Origin of the sequence: Janthinobacterium lividum (assembly GCF_011601275.1) — a bacterium.
Classification (GTDB): domain Bacteria; phylum Pseudomonadota; class Gammaproteobacteria; order Burkholderiales; family Burkholderiaceae_D; genus Janthinobacterium; species Janthinobacterium lividum_E.
The window spans coordinates 63,821-81,350 of the sequence record NZ_JAAOLY010000003.1; the positions used below are offsets into that span (position 1 = coordinate 63,821).

18 protein-coding genes are annotated in these 17,530 nt (G+C 62.9%); 12 read left to right on the top strand and 6 right to left on the bottom strand.

Annotation, left to right across the window (positions count from 1 at the left end):
* Positions 1 to 102: 102 nt before the first annotated feature.
* Both GYK42_RS05595 and GYK42_RS05600 read left to right on the top strand, forming a co-directional pair.
* On the top strand, positions 103 to 1,074 hold the full coding sequence (locus tag GYK42_RS05595; protein ID WP_166446681.1) for a phytanoyl-CoA dioxygenase family protein: 972 nt from the start codon (positions 103 to 105) through the stop codon (positions 1,072 to 1,074).
* Positions 1,075 to 1,156: 82 nt separating this feature from the next.
* Complete coding sequence (locus tag GYK42_RS05600) at positions 1,157 to 2,302, top strand: alpha-hydroxy acid oxidase (protein ID WP_070304600.1); 1,146 nt, start codon at positions 1,157 to 1,159, stop codon at positions 2,300 to 2,302.
* Here GYK42_RS05600 and GYK42_RS05605 read toward each other — a convergent pair.
* From GYK42_RS05605 to GYK42_RS05615, 3 genes are all read right to left on the bottom strand, one after another.
* A complete protein-coding gene (locus GYK42_RS05605) occupies positions 2,299 to 2,805 on the bottom strand; it encodes an AAA family ATPase (RefSeq protein ID WP_166446682.1) in 507 nt (168 codons plus the stop codon). The two genes, GYK42_RS05600 and GYK42_RS05605, sit on opposite strands and share 4 nt — an antisense overlap.
* Before the next feature lie 201 nt (positions 2,806 to 3,006).
* The gene (locus GYK42_RS05610) at positions 3,007 to 3,804 is read right to left on the bottom strand and encodes a DUF6624 domain-containing protein (protein ID WP_166446683.1); all 798 of its coding nucleotides are present in this window, start codon (positions 3,802 to 3,804) and stop codon (positions 3,007 to 3,009) included.
* A 136-nt stretch (positions 3,805 to 3,940) separates the two neighbouring features.
* The gene (locus tag GYK42_RS05615) at positions 3,941 to 4,702 is read right to left on the bottom strand and encodes a CPBP family intramembrane glutamic endopeptidase (protein WP_166446684.1); all 762 of its coding nucleotides are present in this window, start codon (positions 4,700 to 4,702) and stop codon (positions 3,941 to 3,943) included.
* Positions 4,703 to 4,880: 178 nt separating this feature from the next.
* Between GYK42_RS05615 and GYK42_RS05620 the strand changes: the two genes are divergently transcribed.
* Genes GYK42_RS05620 through GYK42_RS05635 form a run of 4 tightly spaced genes read left to right on the top strand, consistent with a single transcriptional unit; the run spans position 4,881 to position 6,885 of the window.
* Entirely contained in the window at positions 4,881 to 5,444 is a 564-nt protein-coding gene (locus GYK42_RS05620) for a GNAT family N-acetyltransferase (RefSeq protein WP_166446685.1), read from the top strand.
* On the top strand, positions 5,441 to 5,788 hold the full coding sequence (locus GYK42_RS05625; RefSeq protein WP_166446686.1) for an SMI1/KNR4 family protein: 348 nt from the start codon (positions 5,441 to 5,443) through the stop codon (positions 5,786 to 5,788). Before GYK42_RS05620 ends, GYK42_RS05625 begins: the two co-directional genes overlap by 4 nt.
* A 15-nt stretch (positions 5,789 to 5,803) precedes the next feature.
* Positions 5,804 to 6,343, top strand: coding sequence for a GNAT family N-acetyltransferase (locus GYK42_RS05630; protein ID WP_166446687.1), 540 nt, complete (start codon positions 5,804 to 5,806; stop codon positions 6,341 to 6,343).
* Positions 6,344 to 6,384: 41 nt separating this feature from the next.
* Positions 6,385 to 6,885 (top strand): DUF1993 domain-containing protein, encoded by a 501-nt coding sequence (locus GYK42_RS05635; RefSeq protein ID WP_166446688.1) that lies wholly within the window; start codon positions 6,385 to 6,387, stop codon positions 6,883 to 6,885.
* 3 nt (positions 6,886 to 6,888) lie between these two features.
* Here the strand turns inward: GYK42_RS05635 and GYK42_RS05640 are convergent, their stop codons facing one another.
* From GYK42_RS05640 to GYK42_RS05650, 3 genes are read right to left on the bottom strand one after another with little or no spacing between them, the layout of a single operon-like run.
* Positions 6,889 to 7,347, bottom strand: coding sequence for a hypothetical protein (locus GYK42_RS05640; RefSeq protein WP_166446689.1), 459 nt, complete (start codon positions 7,345 to 7,347; stop codon positions 6,889 to 6,891).
* Positions 7,344 to 8,315 (bottom strand): D-2-hydroxyacid dehydrogenase, encoded by a 972-nt coding sequence (locus GYK42_RS05645; protein ID WP_166446690.1) that lies wholly within the window; start codon positions 8,313 to 8,315, stop codon positions 7,344 to 7,346. Before GYK42_RS05645 ends, GYK42_RS05640 begins: the two co-directional genes overlap by 4 nt.
* Entirely contained in the window at positions 8,312 to 9,274 is a 963-nt protein-coding gene (locus GYK42_RS05650; RefSeq protein ID WP_166446691.1) for a LysR substrate-binding domain-containing protein, read from the bottom strand. The genes GYK42_RS05645 and GYK42_RS05650 overlap by 4 nt, the downstream gene beginning before the upstream one ends.
* A gap of 190 nt (positions 9,275 to 9,464) precedes the next feature.
* Here GYK42_RS05650 and GYK42_RS05655 point away from each other — a divergent pair, with 190 nt between their 5' ends.
* From GYK42_RS05655 to GYK42_RS05680, 6 genes are all read left to right on the top strand, one after another.
* Positions 9,465 to 9,635, top strand: coding sequence for a hypothetical protein (locus tag GYK42_RS05655; RefSeq protein WP_166446692.1), 171 nt, complete (start codon positions 9,465 to 9,467; stop codon positions 9,633 to 9,635).
* The gene (locus GYK42_RS05660) at positions 9,632 to 10,492 is read left to right on the top strand and encodes an alpha/beta hydrolase (RefSeq protein ID WP_058048657.1); all 861 of its coding nucleotides are present in this window, start codon (positions 9,632 to 9,634) and stop codon (positions 10,490 to 10,492) included. The genes GYK42_RS05655 and GYK42_RS05660 overlap by 4 nt, the downstream gene beginning before the upstream one ends.
* Before the next feature lie 271 nt (positions 10,493 to 10,763).
* Positions 10,764 to 12,008 (top strand): efflux RND transporter periplasmic adaptor subunit, encoded by a 1,245-nt coding sequence (locus tag GYK42_RS05665; RefSeq protein WP_128142663.1) that lies wholly within the window; start codon positions 10,764 to 10,766, stop codon positions 12,006 to 12,008.
* A 2-nt stretch (positions 12,009 to 12,010) separates the two neighbouring features.
* Positions 12,011 to 15,211, top strand: a complete 3,201-nt coding sequence (locus tag GYK42_RS05670) for an efflux RND transporter permease subunit (protein ID WP_166446693.1) — start codon at positions 12,011 to 12,013, stop codon at positions 15,209 to 15,211.
* Positions 15,212 to 15,255: 44 nt separating this feature from the next.
* Entirely contained in the window at positions 15,256 to 16,701 is a 1,446-nt protein-coding gene (locus tag GYK42_RS05675) for an efflux transporter outer membrane subunit (protein ID WP_166446919.1), read from the top strand.
* A 242-nt stretch (positions 16,702 to 16,943) separates the two neighbouring features.
* Complete coding sequence (locus GYK42_RS05680; RefSeq protein ID WP_431190150.1) at positions 16,944 to 17,501, top strand: fasciclin domain-containing protein; 558 nt, start codon at positions 16,944 to 16,946, stop codon at positions 17,499 to 17,501.
* Positions 17,502 to 17,530: the final 29 nt, after the last annotated feature.

Consider the following 17,530-nt stretch of genomic DNA (forward strand, 5'->3'; position numbering starts at 1 on the left):
AGCTATGGATGATCAGGATAGTATCAGTATCGGTCGCTCCGCACGCATTTCCCTTTAATCTTCCGTCGCACAATCTGTCTCACACCAACACAGGAGACAGCGATGCAAGACCAGGTTCAGTATGTAAACCCGCAGTACGGCGAAGACCGTCCCGGCAACCCGTCCGTGGCCTACACGGAACAAACCCAGTTGCGTGACATCCAGAAACAGCTGCCGCTGCGCGTGCTGTCCGACAGCGATTTTTTGCACTGGCAAACCTACGGCTACGTCATCGTCAAGGATGCCGTGCCGCCCGAGCAAGTGAGGCGCACAACCGATTTCCTGTGGGAATTCCAGGGGCTCAACGAAAACGACCCCGCCACTTGGAACCAGGACCAGCTGCGCGATCACGCGATGAAAGAGCTCAACGGCTCCGGCATGGTCGAGGCCTACCACAACCAGACCCTGTGGGACAACCGCCAGACCCGGCGCGTCTACGACGCTTTTGTCGACATCTGGGATCGCGAGGACCTGTGGGTGACGATAGACCGCGCCAATCTGAACACGCCGAACAATGGCAAGCGCAAGTTTGGCGGCTTCATCCACTGGGATGCCGACACCACGCTCGATCCGCTGCCCGTCAACGTGCAAGGCGTGCTTGCCCTGTCCGATACCTCGCCCGAGAGCGGCGGTTTCCAGTGTTATCCGGAACTGTTCAACAACTTGTTGGCGTGGCGCAAGTCGGTGCCGCGGGACCGCAACCCGTGGCAGCCGGACCTGGCAACGGTGCCGTATCCGATGGAATTCATCGCCATGAAGAAGGGCGAGTTGCTGATCTTTAACAGCCTGCTGGCGCATGGTATCCGCCCGAACACGTCGACGGACCAGGTGCGCCTGGCGCAATACATTTCCTTTACGCCAGCGCAGGAAGACAATCACTCCTTGCGCGACTGGCGCGTGCAAAGCTGGCGCGAGCGCAGCGCGCCGCAAGGCTATGCGTTTCCCGGCGACCCCGAGGAAAAGGAAAAGCTGCGCTATCCGCAGGCGCAGTTGACTGAACTGGGCGAGAAAATTCTCGGCGCGCGCGCTTGGTAAGCGTGGCGGCATTGCCTGCCGGATAGACAATTGCAGGCAAATGCACGATCATGGTTCGACTTGCCATCGACCGAGGAAACGCATGAGTATCATCACCAGCATCGAAGACTTGCGCGTGCTGGCCCAGAAACGGGTGCCGCGCATGTTTTACGACTACGCCGATTCCGGCTCCTGGACGGAGTCGACGTACCGCGCCAACAACAGCGATTTCGCCAAGATCAAATTCCGCCAGCGCGTGGCCGTCAACCTGGAAAACCGCAGCCTGGCCTCGACGATGGTGGGCCAGCACGTATCGATGCCGGTAGCCCTGTCGCCCACGGGCCTGACGGGCATGCAGCATGCGGATGGCGAAATCCTCGCGGCCCAGGCGGCCGAGCGCTTCGGCGTGCCGTTCACCCTGTCGACCATGAGCATCTGCTCGATCGAGGACGTGGCGGCGAACACGACAAAGCCGTTCTGGTTCCAGCTGTACGTGATGAAGGACCGCGAATTCATCAACCGCCTGATCGACCGCGCCAAGGCGGCGAAATGCGGCGCGCTCGTGTTGACCCTGGACTTGCAGGTGCTGGGCCAGCGCCACAAGGACTTGCGCAACGGCCTGTCGGCGCCGCCGAAATTGACGATTCCGAACATCATCAACATGGCCACCAAGCCGCGCTGGGTGGCGGGAATGCTGGGCACGAAACGCCGCGGTTTTGGCAACATCGTCGGCCACGCCACGTCCGTCTCCGACATGTCGTCGCTGTCGGCCTGGACGCAGCAACAGTTCGACCTCAGCCTGTCGTGGGCGGACGTGGAATGGATCAAGCAGCGCTGGGGCGGCAAACTGATCATCAAAGGCATCATGGACCCGGAAGACGCGCGCCTGGCCGTGGAAAGCGGCGCCGACGCGCTGATCGTCTCGAACCACGGCGGGCGCCAGCTCGACGGCGCGCAATCGTCGATCGAAGCCTTGCCCGCCATCGTCGACGCCGTCGGCAGCCAGATCGAAGTGCACATGGATGGCGGCATCCGCTCGGGCCAGGACGTGATCAAGGCCGTGGCCCTGGGCGCGAAAGGCGTGTACATCGGCCGCCCGTTTTTATACGGCCTGGGCGCCATGGGCGGGCCGGGCGTCACTAAATGTCTGGACATCATCCGCAATGAACTGGACCTGACAATGGCCTTTTGCGGCTTGCGCGACTTGCAGCAGGTGGATAAAAAGATCCTGCTGCCGGGCACGTTTTAAGCGGCAATCCGCACGATATCAAAGCCTTCCGAAGAGTCGGGCGGCACGAAGTGGCGCGTGATTTCATCAAATTGCGCGTCGCTGGTGGAGAACGGGTGCAGCCCGCTTTCATTGCGTTGGCGCAAGCGCACCTTGCATTCTTCGTCCGGCACGTCCAGGTAATGCAGCACGTGCGGCGTGCCTGCCTGCTGGAACAGTTCGCGCATCCAGGTGCGGCTGGCCGGCGTATTCGCGGGAAAATCGAGCACGACGGACACGCCCGCCCGCAGCATCTGCAGGGCCAAGGGGGCGATGGCCGCGCGCAGCCGCGCCGCACACGCCACGTAGTCGGCCAGGCTGGCGATCTGGCCCGGATACAGCTGCGCCAATAAAGTGTCTTCGCTGATGCGCACCGTGTGCGGCGCTTGCGCAAGCTGGTTGGTCAAAGTGGATTTTCCGGAGGCTATCTTGCCGCACACGAGGTGCAGGGTGGGGGAGGCGTTGGTGCTGGAAGTCAGGGTCATGGTCGCTCGCTAAAAAAGAAATGAAGCCTGCGAGACGGTTTGACCAGTGACTGCACATCAAAGCCGCCCCTCAGGCGGCTTTGGCAATCACACTGTTGCTAAGCCACCATCGTTGGAATGGCGGCAATAATGGTGGGCAGGGGAGGGAATGGCGATTGCATGGCGTAACGATGCCACGCGATCGGCGGCCTTGTCAATAGTTCACTCGAAGGCTTGCCTGTATTGCGCATACGGCGCCAGTCCCACGCTGGCGCGGCGCTGCTCCAGATGCTGCGGATCGGCGATGGGGAAAGCGACGTTCTTGCCGTCGCTGCCCGTCTGGAACTGGCTGCCGTACAGCTGCGGCAGCTTGTCATTGGTCAAGTCACGGTCGATCGTCAGGGCCAGCCTGGACGGTGTGATTTCACCTTGTGCAGCCGCCGTGCGCATCAGCGCCAGGCTGCTTTTGAGAAAGGCGTCCGAGCCGTGCTGGGCGATCAGCCATGCGCTGGCCGCCGCCTTGTAACCGACCATTGTTTGCGTGGGCCATCCCTTGCTGGCGATGATGTGGCGCAGGCGCGCTTCGTTCCTCGCGTCCGTCTCGCGCATGCGCTGCCGTGCCTGCAGGTCGATGCCTGTCGCCGGCCAATCCGTGCGTGCGGCCACGTCTTCCTTTTCCATGGCCAGCAATTCCTGCGCCAGCGCCGCTTCCGGCACGGCAGCCCGATACAGCAGGATGTCCGGCGCGCCCGCCGTGGCGGCGTCGTGGATGAGTCTCGGTTCCGCTTCCCATTGCGGCGCCCGCGCGACCAGCGCCAGCAAGGTGCCTTCCGGCACGTCGATGCGGTAGCGGCCATTCTCGACCGTGCCATGTATCTGCGGCTCGCCGTGCATGCGCTCGGCAACGATGCTGATGGCGGGCGGCAGCGGCGCGCCATTGCTGCGGATGGCGCCGCTCAGTTCAAAGGCACCCGCGTGGTTGCTGAAGCAGAGCAGGGTGGCGCAAAGCAGGCGTCGCATGGCAGTCCGATCAGGATAGGTGTGGCGTCAGTTCAATGCGCGTCCATTGCGCCGCATCCCACAGCGGCGCCGCACCGGGCGCGGCCAGCAACAGGAATAGTTCGTAATCACGTGAAAAAAACGCCATGCGGATTCCTTATGCTTGCAAGATGGCCGCACGCTGGCTGGGGCGCAGCAGGTAGACGCCGTACAGGCACAGGGGCAGCACGGCCAGCAGGGCGACATACGGCAAGATGGACGCGCCGTCTTCGGCCGGGTTGGGCAAGGTGGCCGTCACCAGCGCGTAGTCCCACAGGCCATGCACGAGCACCATCGGCCAGATGGAGCGCGTGCGCAGGCGGATGGCCGCATAGCCGACGCCCTGCAAGGTGGCGGCCACGGCTTGCCACAAGGCGCCGCTGACGTCGCCCGTGGCCAGCCCGTTGGCCGTGTGGGCCAGGCCGAACAGCGCCGAGGAAATCAGCACGGCCGGCCACACGGCGTAGCGGTCCAGCATGCCCTGCAACAAGATGGCGCGGAACATCAGTTCTTCCGAGATGGCGACCAGCGCCGCATTGCACGCCACGATCAGCAGCACGCGCGGCTGCGGCCAGCCGCCGGCCCAGGCCAGCAACAGCATCAGCAGCGCATACAGCAGGGGAGGGCAGACGAGCCACAGCGATTTCCAGGGCTGCGGCGCGCCTAGGCCCGCTTCGCGGGGCCGGCTTGACGCCAGCAGCAGCGCCAGCGCGAACACTGCGGCCAGCGCCCACGACAGGCCGATACGGCCGGTGACGGCTGCGCCTGGCAAGGCGTAGCCGGCGGCTTCCAGCCAGCGGCCGCCCATGCTCAAGCCCAGCCAGACGGCCAGTGCGATGAGGGACAGCGGCATGGTGAGGTGGATTTTAAGGATGGACATGGCCGGCTTCGATGTGTGCTGCTTCTTTTACTGCGGGCATAGGCGGATTATGAAGTTGCATCTATGATATGGTGAAATATTGCCATACTACATTAAAAAGCAAAGCCACAAAGTTGCCACATCATTATAGTTGCATGGAATAATAAGCATTGCCCTTTGAACCTTTGATTGGAGTTGCATGGCCTACACGAAAAACATCACCACCGAGCGCCTGATCCTGCGCAAACCGCAACCATCGGATGAAGCGGCCTTCTTCGCCATGCATGCCGATCCTGAAGTGATGCGCTATTTCAGCGAGCCGCCATGGCAAGATGCCGGCATCGCCACGCGCAAGCTTGCCGAGGACATCGCCGCTTTCGAGAGCGAGGAATTCTTTCGCTTCGCCGTCACGCTGAAGGCGACGGGCGAATATATGGGCAGCTGCAGCCTGTTTTCCGAGCACCGCCAGAACCGCCGTGCCGAAATCGGCTATGCGCTGGCGCGCCCGCATTGGGGCAAGGGCTATATGCAGGAAGCCTTGTCGGCGTTGCTGGAATACGCGTTCACCGAGCGCGACCTGAACCGCCTGGAAGCCGATATCGACCCGCTCAATACGGCTTCGGCCAGCGCCCTGGAACGCCAGGGTTTCAAGCAGGAAGGTTTCTTGCCCGAACGCTGGATCGTCGGTGGCCACGTCAGCGATACGGCCCTGTACGGCTTGCTGCGGCGCGAGTGGGAGGCGCGGCGCAAGAGCGCCGCGTGAGCGGGCCAGCTATCGAAGCGCTCCAGCGCTGGCTGGGCCACGCTTTGTCGGCGCACTACCTGCGCTTTCTGCAGGGCTGGCAAGAGGACATGCGCGGTGAACAGGTATTACTGTACGGCGTGGAAAGTTTAATCGAGCGCAACGAAACGTATGACACGCTGCAATCCTGTCCCGGCTACATGACCATCGGCGACGACAGCGGCGGGCGCGCTGTCATGCTGGCGCTCGATGGCGGCGACCGCGCCGTGTATCTGGTCGGGCACGGTTCCATGCAACGCGACGATTTCGAGGTGGCCGCCGATGATTTTACATCCTGGCTGGCCGCCGATTGCCCGCTGGACTGAGGAGAATGCCAAGCGATGAAAACTGCCGATTTACCTGTTTCAGCCCATCCATTGGTGACTTTGCGCCACCTGGAACGTAGCGACGCACCCGCCTGGTATGCCTACCTGGCCGATCCTGTTGTCGTGGAGCACACGAGTTGGGACTTGGGTTGCGTCGACGATTTGCAGGCCAATTTCGATGACTATGCATCGGCCCAGCCAGCGTCGTCCATCCGCCTGGCCATCGTGCTGCGCGAGGGTGGCCAGTTGGTGGGCACCATCGGCTTCAATGCCGTTTCCCCGCAGCACCGCACGGCGGAGATTGCCTACGATCTGTCTCCTTCCGTATGGGGGCAGGGCGTGGCCACGTCCATCGCCGCGTTGGTCGTGGACTGGGGCTTCCAGCACCTCGGTTTCCTGCGCATCCAGGCAACTGTATTGGATAGCAATGAACGCTCGATCCGCGTGCTCGAGCGCTGTGATTTCGAACGCGAAGGCTATCTGCGCTGCTACCGGAAAATTCGCGGAAAATCCGGCAACTTCTGGTTGTATGCGCGCATCGCCGGCGTGCCATGAGCCAAGGTCTTGCACAGCATTTTCAACTGGAAGAGAACCTCATGCAAATCAGTCCCGTCACCATCTTTTGCCGCTCGCTGGCGCAGCTTTCCGCCATGCTCGACAAGACCGGCACCGCGCCGCACATGCTGGCGGCGCGTTTGCACCCAGACATGCTGCCGTTCGCCCAGCAGGTGCGCGCGGCCGTGAGCTTTTCCCTGCGCGGCTGCTGCCCGCTGGCGGGGCTGGACGTGGCCGATTTCAGCGCCGCCGCCAGCCTGCAGGAGCAGATCGCACAGACCATGTGCTATCTCAAGGATATTCCCGCCGAACGTTTTGACGGGCCGCCCGGGCGCATCTGCCGCGACCGCGCCGGCTTTGCCGACATCGCGCTGCCGGCCGGTGAATACCTGAATTTGTACATCCTGCCGAATTTCTATTTTCACTTCAGCATGGCGTATGCGATTGCGCGCAGCCAGGGTGCCCCCATCGGCAAGGGCGATTTCGACGGTTATCACGCGTATGCGCCGGGATTTTCATTCGAGACGCCGGGCGCATCGTAATAATTACAGTCCCGCTTCCTTCCAGGCGGAAAACCCCAGCCGTTTCAGCAGCCGGCCCGACAGCCCGCAGCTCCAGCAGCTGATCTGGATTTTCCGGTGTCTTGCCGGCCCCTGCGCATGCCAGGCTTGCTCGGCATAATCGAGCAGGGCGTCGCTGAGCGGGGAGGCGTCGGCTGTCGCAGGCAGGCGAGTCATCAATTCGAACACGCCGTGAGGCGTCTCCTTGACCTGCAACAAGCCGGACAGCAGGGCGCGCAGCACGGCGCCGTCGATGTTGGTGCTCGCTTGCGTGAAACGCTGCTGCCAGCACAGGCTGCGCGCCTGCCACAGGGCCAGCAACGCGGGCACGTCGGCCGCCCGCAATTGCCCGATCAGCTCATCCGCCTCCTGAAACAGGTCGAGGCGGTCATATTCGTCGCTGTCCAGGCCCAGCAGTTCATCGAGGTCGTGCAATACGCTCATGCCACCACGTTCACGGGCGCGCCCCGTTCGAATGCTTCCACGTTGCCGATCAGGATGTCGGCCAGCTTTTGCATGGCCTCGCCACTGGCCCAGGCCGTGTGTGGCGTGAGGATGAAGTTGGACAGGCGCAAGTTCAACAGGGGATTGTCGGGCAGGGGCGGCTCCTTCGATAACACGTCGAAACCGGCGCCGGCGATCACGCCGTTCGTCAATGCATGGGCCAGCGCCGCTTCATCGACGAGACCGCCCCGCGCCGTGTTGATCAGGAGGGACGTCGGCTGCATGCGCGCCAGTTCTGCCGCGCTGATGATGTTGCGCGTGGTGTCCGTCAGCGGCAGGTGCAGGCTCAGCACGTCGGACGTGGCCAGCAGCTCGTCGAACGTCACTTGCGTCACGTCGTCGTCCTCGATGGGCGAGCGGTTATGTACGATGACTTGCATGCCGAAGGCACGGCCCAGCTGCGCCACGGATTTGCCCAGCGCGCCGTAGCCGAGCAAACCCAGGCGGCTGCCGGCCAGGTCGCGGATCGGATGGCCGAACAGGCAGAAGCGGTCCGATGCTTGCCACAGGCCCGCTTCCACGTCGGCGCGGTAGGCCACCAGCTGGCGGCGCAGGGCCAGCATCAGGGCCAAGGTGTGCTCCGGCACGGTGGCGCGCGCATAGTCGCGGATATTCGCCACGACGATGCCCCGTTCGCGGCAGGCGGCCAGGTCGAGGATATCCGTGCCGGTAGCGGCCACGGCGATCATTTTCAAGTCGGGCAATTGCGCCAGCTCGGCCGCGCGCAGCGGCACCTTGTTCGTGATGGCGATGCTGGCGCCTTGCAGGCGAGACACCGTCTGCTCGCTGCCCTTGGTGTGCGCATGTTCTTCCCAGCTGTGCGCGAAGGCGGGCGGGCGCACGGTGGCGATCAGGCTGTCGCGGTCGAGGAAGACGATGCGGTGGGGCGATGTGCTTGCTGCGGTCATGGCTGGGCCTCGGTCAGGGTGGCGCGCGCGCTCGGGCTGGTGTTCCTGCTCTTGAGCTGCGTGGCCGGGTGGTTGGTAAACATGTCGGCGACCCATTCGACAAACACGCGCACCTTGGCGGACAGATGGCGGTTGGGCGGATAGATCACGTGGATGGGCAGCGGGTCGGATTCCCATTCACTGAGCAATTCCACCATTTTGCCCTGTTCTATCAGCGGCGCAAGCATGAAATGCGTCATTTGCACGATGCCCAGGCCCGCCAGGCCCGCGGCCGAGTAGGCATTCGAATCGTTCAGGGCGATATGGCTGGGCATGGCGATCTGGATGCGTTCGCCGGCGCGCGTGAAATCCCAGTCAAACGTTTTACCCGTCTTGGCGGAGAAAAAATTCACGCCCCGGTGGCGCGGCAGGTCGTTTGGATGCAGCGGCGTGCCGTGGTGCGCGAGGTAGCCGGGCGAGGCGCACGTCATGAAGTGCAGCACGCCGACCCGGCGCGCTATCAGGTTCAGGTCGCCCAATTCGCCGCCGCGCACGGCGCAGTCGACGCCTTCCTCGATCAGGTCGACGGGACGGTCGCTGCAGCCGAGTTCCAGCGAGATGTCCGGGTAGCGGGCAAAGAAATCGGGCAGGGCGGGAATGATCAGTTCGCTGGCCAGGGCCGTGGGCGCATCCACGCGCAGCCGTCCGCTGGGGCTCAATCGCGTGCGCGACAGCGATTCCTCGGCCTCACGCACGTCCGACAGGATACGCACACAGCGTTCGTAATAGGCGGCGCCGTCCGACGTGATGCTGACGTGGCGCGTGGTGCGGTTAAGCAATTTAACCGACAGGCTCGCTTCCAGCGACTGGATCAGGGTCGATACGGTGGCTTTCGGCAGCTGCATGTTTTCCGCCGCGCGCGTAAAGCCGCCCGCATCGACGACTTGAATGAAAACTTCCATGGCTTGCAGCTTGTTCACTTGATTTCCTATCACTTTAGACGCGATTATTCAGAATCCTGAACAATCAATTCGTCATTGCACTCTTTATCAGATTGTAGATCAAGTCTATAGTTGTTGTACTGCAGCATAAATGTGATTGCCGCAGGAAGTTCACAGGAGAAATATCATGGGTCATCGGAATGGAATCTTTGCAGTGATCGCTCTCGCTATGAGCTCGCTCGCTCTGGCCGCGATGGTATCGACGGATGCGTACTCGATGGCGGCGCAAAGCGAAGCCAGCGGTTATAGCGCCCTGACCCATGAAGTGGGCGGTGGCGTCCTGTTGTGCCTGAACGACACGGTACTCGATGTTGCGGTGCAGCCGGTGGTGGCGCAATGAGCGTTGCCGGCACCGCGGTTGAACTGGCACCTGGCCAGGCGCTGAAGATACGCGACATCCAGGTGCAAGGTGCGCAGGATGCGCTTGGCGCGCGCGTCTACACGGCCGGCGTGCCGGGCGCCAAGCAGTCGAGCCTGATCGTCTTCTTCCATGGCGGCGGCTTTGTCGACGGCGACCTGGACGACGCGGACGACTTCCTGCGCTGCCTCGTGCTGAGCAACCCCGACCACGTGGTGCTGGCCGCGAACTACACCTTGGCGAAGGTGCGGCCGTTCCCCGCCGCCGTGGAAGACGCGCATGCCGTGTTGCTGTGGGCAAAAAAGAACAAGTCCAAGCTGGGCTGGACGGGCAAGCAGATGGTGGTGTCGGGCATCGAAGCGGGCGCCAACCTGGCTGCCGTGTGCGCCATGATGTCGCGCGACCGGGGCGGACCGCCGCTCGCGGGCCAGGTGCTGATCATGCCCATGCTCGACCCTGGCCTGTCGACCTGCTCGATGCGCAACTTGCCGACGTGCCCAGACCTGGCGGAAGTGGCTGATCAATGCGCCGCCGCCTACCGTGGCTACCTGCCAAATGCCGCTGACCGTACCCATCCGTACGCGTCGCCATTGCAGTCGAGTCGATTGAAGAACCTGCCGCCGGCGCTCATCCTGTCCGGCGAAGACGACCCATTGCGCGATGAGGCTGAACAATACGGCAGCAAGCTGATCGCCTGCGGCATCAAGACCACCGTGCGGCGCATGCCCGCCGCGCCGCTGCAGGATGCGGGCGCGCGTAATGAGTGCGCCTGCAAGGTACATGCCTTGAGTGAAATCGCCAGCTTTGTCGCTGGACTGGGGCAGGAGCCCGAGTCATGACGCCGCCATCTGCGGCACAGCAAAAAAACTTACACTAATCAGTTTACTTTTTGAGTTTCGGTTGTTACACTACGGAGTGTAGTTCCCATCTTGCCTGAGTTGTGCGCTCGCACAGCCAGCTATGTCGTCCCCGTCCGCTTTTAAACAGCTGGCGGCCTGTTTACCTTTGATCGAGCGCCGTCGGGCGCCATGGCACCACCATTCACTTTTTCAGTTGGGTTGCTTCCTGCCGCCCATACCATTAGAAATTTTCATAAAACAGGGAAATAAAATGAAAAACGTTCAACAATTTTCCACTCTGCTCAAGCCCCTGGCTGCCTCGCTCGCGCTGGCAGGACTGGTGGCCGTGAGCCTGGCCGGCTGCGATTCGGCCAATAGCAAGGTGCCCGACGCGCCAGCGGCCGGTGGCCCGCCCATCTCGGCCGCCGCCGTCGTTGAAAAACAGATCACGGAAACGCAGGAATTTTCGGGCCGCCTGGAAGCGATCGAGCGCGTGGAAATCCGCTCGCGCGTCGGCGGCTTCATCACGGCCGTCAATTTCAAACCGGGCAGCGAAGTCAAAAAGGGCGACGTGCTGTTCGTCATCGATCCGCGCCCATTCCAGGCCGAAGTGTCGCGCGCCGAAGGCACTGCCGCCTCGGCCCGCGCCAAGGCGGAACTGGCCAAGCTGGAACTGTCGCGCGCTGAAAAGCTGCTGGCTGAAAAAGCCATCGCCCAGCGCGAATTCGATGAAAAAGCCTCGGGCCTGAAAGAGCTGGATGCGAATGTCCGCTCGGCGCAGGCAGCGTATGAAGCGGCGAAACTGAACCTGTCGTACACGCAGGTGCAGGCACCGATCAGCGGCCGCGTCAGCAAGGCGGAAATCACCGTCGGCAACCTGATCGACGCTTCCGCCATCCTCACCTCTGTGGTGTCGACGGACCGCATCTACGCCAGCTTCGACGGCGATGAAGATACGTATCTGCGCGTGGCTGGCACGGCGCAAAAAGGCACGCCCGTCACCGTCAAGGTGGGGCTGGCCAACGAAACGGGCTTCCCGCATGAAGGCAAGCTGGAATTCGTCGACAACCAGCTCGATCCGGCCACGGGCAGCGTGCGCATGCGCGCCACCTTCGCCAACGCCGAGCGCCAGCTGGTGCCTGGCCTGTTCGCGCGCATCCAGCTCGATGGCGGCAACGGCCCGCAGGCGCAAAGCACGGCCCTGTTGATCAGCGACCGCGCCGTCGGCACGGATCAAAGCCGCAAATACGTCTACGTGGTGGGCGCCGACAACAAGGCCGAATACCGCGCCGTCAAGCTGGGCCCGACCTCGGACGGCTTGCGCGTGGTGCGTGAAGGCTTGAAAGCGGGCGAAAAAATCGTCGTCAACGGCTTGCAGCGCGTGCGCCCCGGCGCCCCGGTGACGCCGCAGATGGTGGCCATGGATTTCGATCCGACCGCGCCTGCCGCCCCCGCAAAACCTGAAGCAAAAGATGCCAAGATCGCCGCGAAAGCAGCATCGACTTCCAAGGAATAAACATGAACTTTTCCCGCTTTTTCATCGACAAGCCGATTTTCGCGGCGGTGCTGTCGATAGTCATATTCGTGGCCGGGCTGCTGTCGATTTTCGGCCTGCCCATCTCCGAATATCCCGACGTCGTGCCGCCATCCGTGGTGGTGCGCGCGCAGTACCCGGGTGCCAACCCGAAAGTGATCGCCGAAACCGTGGCCGCGCCGCTCGAAGAGCAGATCAACGGCGTCGAGAACATGCTCTACATGTCCTCGCAAAACACGTCCGATGGCGCGATGATGCTGACCGTGACCTTCAAGATCGGCACCAACGTCGAGCAGGCCGAGACGCAGGTGCAGAACCGCGTGCAGCGCGCCTTGCCGCGCCTGCCCGAGGAAGTGCGCCAGATCGGCGTGACGACCGTCAAGTCGTCGCCCAACCTGACCATGGTGGTGCATCTGGTCTCGCCAAACAAGCGCTATGACGATATGTATCTGCGTAACTACGCGGTGCTGAACGTCAAGGATCAACTGGCCCGCTTGCCCGGCATGGGCGACATCCAGATCTTCGGCGCCGGCGACTACGCCATGCGCATCTGGCTCGACCCGCAAAAGGTAGCGGCGCGCGGCATGACGGCCAATGACGTCGTCGACGCGATCCGCGAGCAGAACGTGCAGGTGGCCGCCGGCGTGATCGGCGCCTCGCCAGCGAAGAATTCTGACTTTCAGCTGACCGTCAACACCCAGGGCCGTCTGCAGACGCCCGAGGAATTTGGCGCCATCATCGTGCGCACCAATGCCGACGGCGCCGTGACGCACCTGAAGGACGTGGCGCGGGTGGAAATGGGCGCCAACAGCTACTCGCTGCGTTCGCTGCTGAACAATAATCCTGCCGTCGGCATGGGTATTTTCGAGGCACCGAACGCCAACGCGCTGCAACTGTCTTCCGACGTGCGCTCCAAGATGGACGAACTGAAAAAAGACTTCCCGCAAGGCGTGGAATACCGTATCGAGTACGACCCGACGCAGTTCGTGCGTTCGTCCATCGAAGCCGTGATCCATACCCTGCTCGAAGCCATCGCCCTGGTGGTGCTGGTGGTGATCATCTTCCTGCAAACCTGGCGCGCATCGATCATCCCGCTGCTGGCCGTTCCCGTCTCCATCGTCGGCACCTTTGCCGTGATGCTGGGCTTTGGCTTCTCGATCAACACGCTGTCGCTGTTCGGTCTCGTGCTGGCCATCGGTATCGTCGTCGATGACGCCATCGTGGTGGTGGAAAACGTCGAGCGCAATATCGAGGAAGGCTTGTCGCCACGCGACGCCACTATCCAGGCCATGAAAGAGGTCAGCGGTCCTATCGTCGCCATCGCCCTGGTGCTGTGCGCCGTGTTCGTGCCGATCGCCTTCGTGCCTGGTTTGTCGGGCGAGTTCTATCGCCAGTTCGCGCTGACCATCGCCATTTCGACCGTGATCTCCGCTTTCAGTTCGCTGACCCTGGCGCCAGCCCTGTCGGCCGCGCTGCTCAAACCGCACGATGCGCCTAAAGACGCGCTGACGCGCGGCATGGACATGGTCTTCGGCCGCTTCTTTGCCTGGTTCAACCGCTTCTTCGGCCGCGCTTCGCACCGCTATGAGGCGGGCGTAAAAGGTGTGTTGGGCCGCAAGAGCGCTTCGCTGGGCGTGTATGCGCTGCTGGTCGTTGCCGCCATATTCACCTTCAAGTCCGTGCCGGCCGGTTTCGTGCCAGCGCAGGACAAGCAATACCTGGTAGGCTTTGCGCAATTGCCTGACGCCGCTTCGCTGGACCGCACGGAAGATGTCGTGCGCCGCATGTCCGACGTCATCAAGTCGGTGCCTGGCGTCGAATCGACCATCGCCTTCCCCGGCCTGTCGATCAACGATTTCACCAATGCGCCGAACGCCGGTATCGTGTTCGCCACCCTGAAACCGTTCGACGAGCGCACCAGCAAGGAATTGTCGGGCGGCGCCATCGCGGCCGAGATCAACAAGCGCCTGGGCGGTATCCAGGACGCCTTCATCATGGTCTTCCCGCCACCGCCGGTCAACGGCCTCGGTACCATCGGCGGCTTCAAGATGATGATCGAAGACCGCGGCAACCTCGGTTACGACGCGCTGTACAACGCCACCCAGGCGCTGGCCGCGAAAGCGTACCAGACGCCGGAACTGGCGGGCGTGTTCTCGGGCTACCAGATCAACGTGCCGCAGCTGTTTGCCGACGTCGACCGCGTGAAAGCCAAGCAGATGGGCGTGCAGCTGCAAACGATTTACCAGACCTTGCAGATCAACCTCGGTTCGCTGTACGTCAACGACTTCAACCAGTTTGGCCGCACCTACCAGGTGCGCGTGCAGGCCGATGCGGCGTTCCGTTCGCATGCGCAGGATATCGCGCAGCTGAAGGTACGCAACGACAAGGGCGAGATGATCCCGCTGTCGTCGCTGATGCGCGTCAAGGACAGCTATGGTCCGGACCGCGTGCAGCGCTACAACGCCTACGCCGCAGCCGACTTCAATGGCGGCGCAGCCCCTGGCGTATCGAGCGGCCAGGCGCAAGCGGCGCTGGAACGCATCGCCAAGGAAGTGCTGCCGCAGGGGATTTCGTATGAGTGGACGGAGCTGACCTACCAGGACATCTTGTCCGGCAATACGATGATCTATGTGTTCCCGCTGTGCGTGCTGCTGGTGTTCCTGGTGCTGGCCGCCCAGTACGAAAGCTGGACATTGCCGCTGGCCGTGATCCTGATCGTGCCGATGTCGATCCTGTGTGCTCTGTTGGGCGTGAAACTGACCGGTGGCGACAACAATGTGTTTACCCAGATCGCGCTGTTCGTGCTGGTGGGGCTGGCGTCGAAGAATGCGATTCTGATCGTGGAATTTGCCCGCGAACTGGAAGAGCATGGCCGTACCGTCGTGCAAGCGGCGCTGGAAGCATGCCGTCTGCGTCTGCGTCCGATCCTGATGACGTCGATCGCCTTCATCATGGGTGTGGTGCCCCTGGTGTTCTCGAACGGCGCCGGTTCGGAAATGCGCCATGCCATGGGCGTGGCGGTCTTCGCCGGCATGCTGGGCGTGACCTTCTTCGGCCTGTTCCTGACGCCCGTGTTCTACGTACTGCTGCGCACCCTGGCGCAGCGTTTTGAGAAAAAACCAGCCGCCGCTGCCGCCAAGCCTGTCGCCGCGCCAGCGCTGGACCTGGAAGGAGATATATATTGAAAACCAAGGAAATCATCTGGCGCGTCAAACCCGTGCTGACCGCCATGGCCGCAGCCGTGCTGCTGGCCGCCTGCGCGGCGCCGGAGTTCAAGCAGCCACAGATCGAGACGCCGGCCGCGTTCAAGGAAGCGCAAACCTTGCCCGCCGTGCAGACGGCGGCCGATGGCACGCGCTGGAAACAGGGCGTACCTGCCGAGCGCCAGGCGCGCGGCGAGTGGTGGCTGGCGTTCAGTGATCCGGCTTTGACCAGTTTGATCAACGAAGCCACGCAGGCCAACGCCAACCTGGCCGTGGCCGCCGCCCGCGTCAAGCAGGCGAGGGCCATTGCCGGCATCGCCGAAGCGGACCGCATCCCGCAAGTGGGCGTGAACGTGGGCGGCCAGCGCAACCGCGCTTCCGCCGTGTCGCTCGGCTTGCCGAACGGCGCGCCGGTGGCGGCCACGAATGTCTATCAGGCCAACCTGACGGCCAGCTACGAAGTCGATCTGTTCGGCCGCGTGGCATCGAACGTCAGCGCCTCGCGCAGCGATGCGCTGGCCGTGGAAGCGACTTACCGCTCGGTGCTGCTGTCCTTGCAGGCCGACGTGGCGCAGACCTACTTCCAGCTGCGCGCCACGGACGCCGAACTGGCGACCCTGGAACAGACGGTGCGCTTGCGCGAGGAAAGCGTGCATGTGAACCAGCGCCGCTATGACCTGGGCGACATCGGCGAATTCGATCTGTCGCGTGCCCGCACGGAGCTGTCGACCGTGCGTGCCGAAGCCATCGGCCTGCAGCGCCAGCGCGCCACCAGCGAACATGCGCTGGCCGTCCTGCTGGGTAAACCTGCCGCCAGCTTTACGGCGACCGTCAACCCGCTGCAGGATAGCGGCTTCCTGCCCGTGATCCCGGCCGGCATGCCGTCCTCGCTGCTGGAGCGCCGTCCCGACATCGCGTCGGCGCAGCGCACCATGGAAGCGTCGAATGCGCGCATCGGCGTGGCGAAATCGGCCATGTTCCCGGCCTTGACCCTGAACGCTTCCGGCGGCGGCGCGTCCGATACCTTCTCGGACATCTTCAAGTGGAGCAGCCGCTCCTGGCTGCTGGGCGCCCTGATGTCGATGCCGATCATCGACGGCGGCCGCAACAAGGCGGCCGTGAGCCGCAGCGAAGCGCAGCTCGAAGAGTCGGTGGCGACGTATCGCCAGAGCGTGCTGGTGGCCTTCGCCGAGGTGGAAGACAACCTGGCCGGCCTGCGCATCCTGTCGGGCCAGACGCAGCAGATCGACGAAGCCGTCGTCTCGGCGCGCCGCTCGGCCGACCTGGCGCAAAAGCTGTACGACGCTGGCCGTTCCAGCTACCTCGATCTGCTGGACGCGCAGCGCAACCTGGCGGCCATCGAGCGCAACGCCGTGCAACTGCGCGGCAACCGCGCCGTCACCACGGTGGCGCTGATCCGCTCCCTGGGCGGCGGCTGGGGCGAGACGGAGCCGCAAGTAGCGGCCAACTAGTTTCCGGTCCGCGGCGATAAGCCTCTCAAGAACGGCGTCGTGCTTTGCACGGCGCCGTTTTTTTATGGGGTGGCGTTGGTGGCGCGAGGCGCGGTAGGTCGGCTTAGCGCATAGCGCGTAAGCCGACACCACCCGCGCCTCCAACCCAGACCAGATCAACAAAATAAATTGAATCCAATCCCCGTCCGACCACGTAAGTACTCCTGCAATCATGCAAACGCCGTCATCCAGGAGATACCATCATGCGCACCTTTGTTCCCGCAGCACTGTTCTTTACATCCATGCTGGCCGCCAGCGCTCCGTTCGCCGCCGACATGACGACCATGGTCGGTGGCCAGAGCATGTATCCGTCCAAGGACATCGTCGATAACGCCGTCAATTCGGCCGACCACACGACCCTGGTCGCCGCCGTCAAGGCGGCCGGCCTGGTCGATACCCTGAAAGGCAAGGGTCCATTTACCGTGTTCGCGCCGACGAATGCGGCCTTCGGCAAGCTGCCGGCCGGCACCGTCGACACCCTGGTGAAACCGGAAAGCAAGGCGACCCTGACGAAAATCCTCACCTACCACGTGGTGCCGGGCAAATACGACTTCAAGGCGCTGGCCAAGGAAATCAAGATGCACGATGGCAAGGCGACCCTGCCGACGGCCAGCGGCGGCAAGCTGATGTTCGCCATGAACGGCATGCACAATATCGTGGTGATGGATGAAAGCGGCAATAGCGCCAACATCAGCACCTATGACGTGTACCAGTCGAATGGCGTGATCAATGTCATTGACTCGGTGCTGATGCCTAAATAAGCGAACGAAAAAGCGGACGAAAAAAAAGA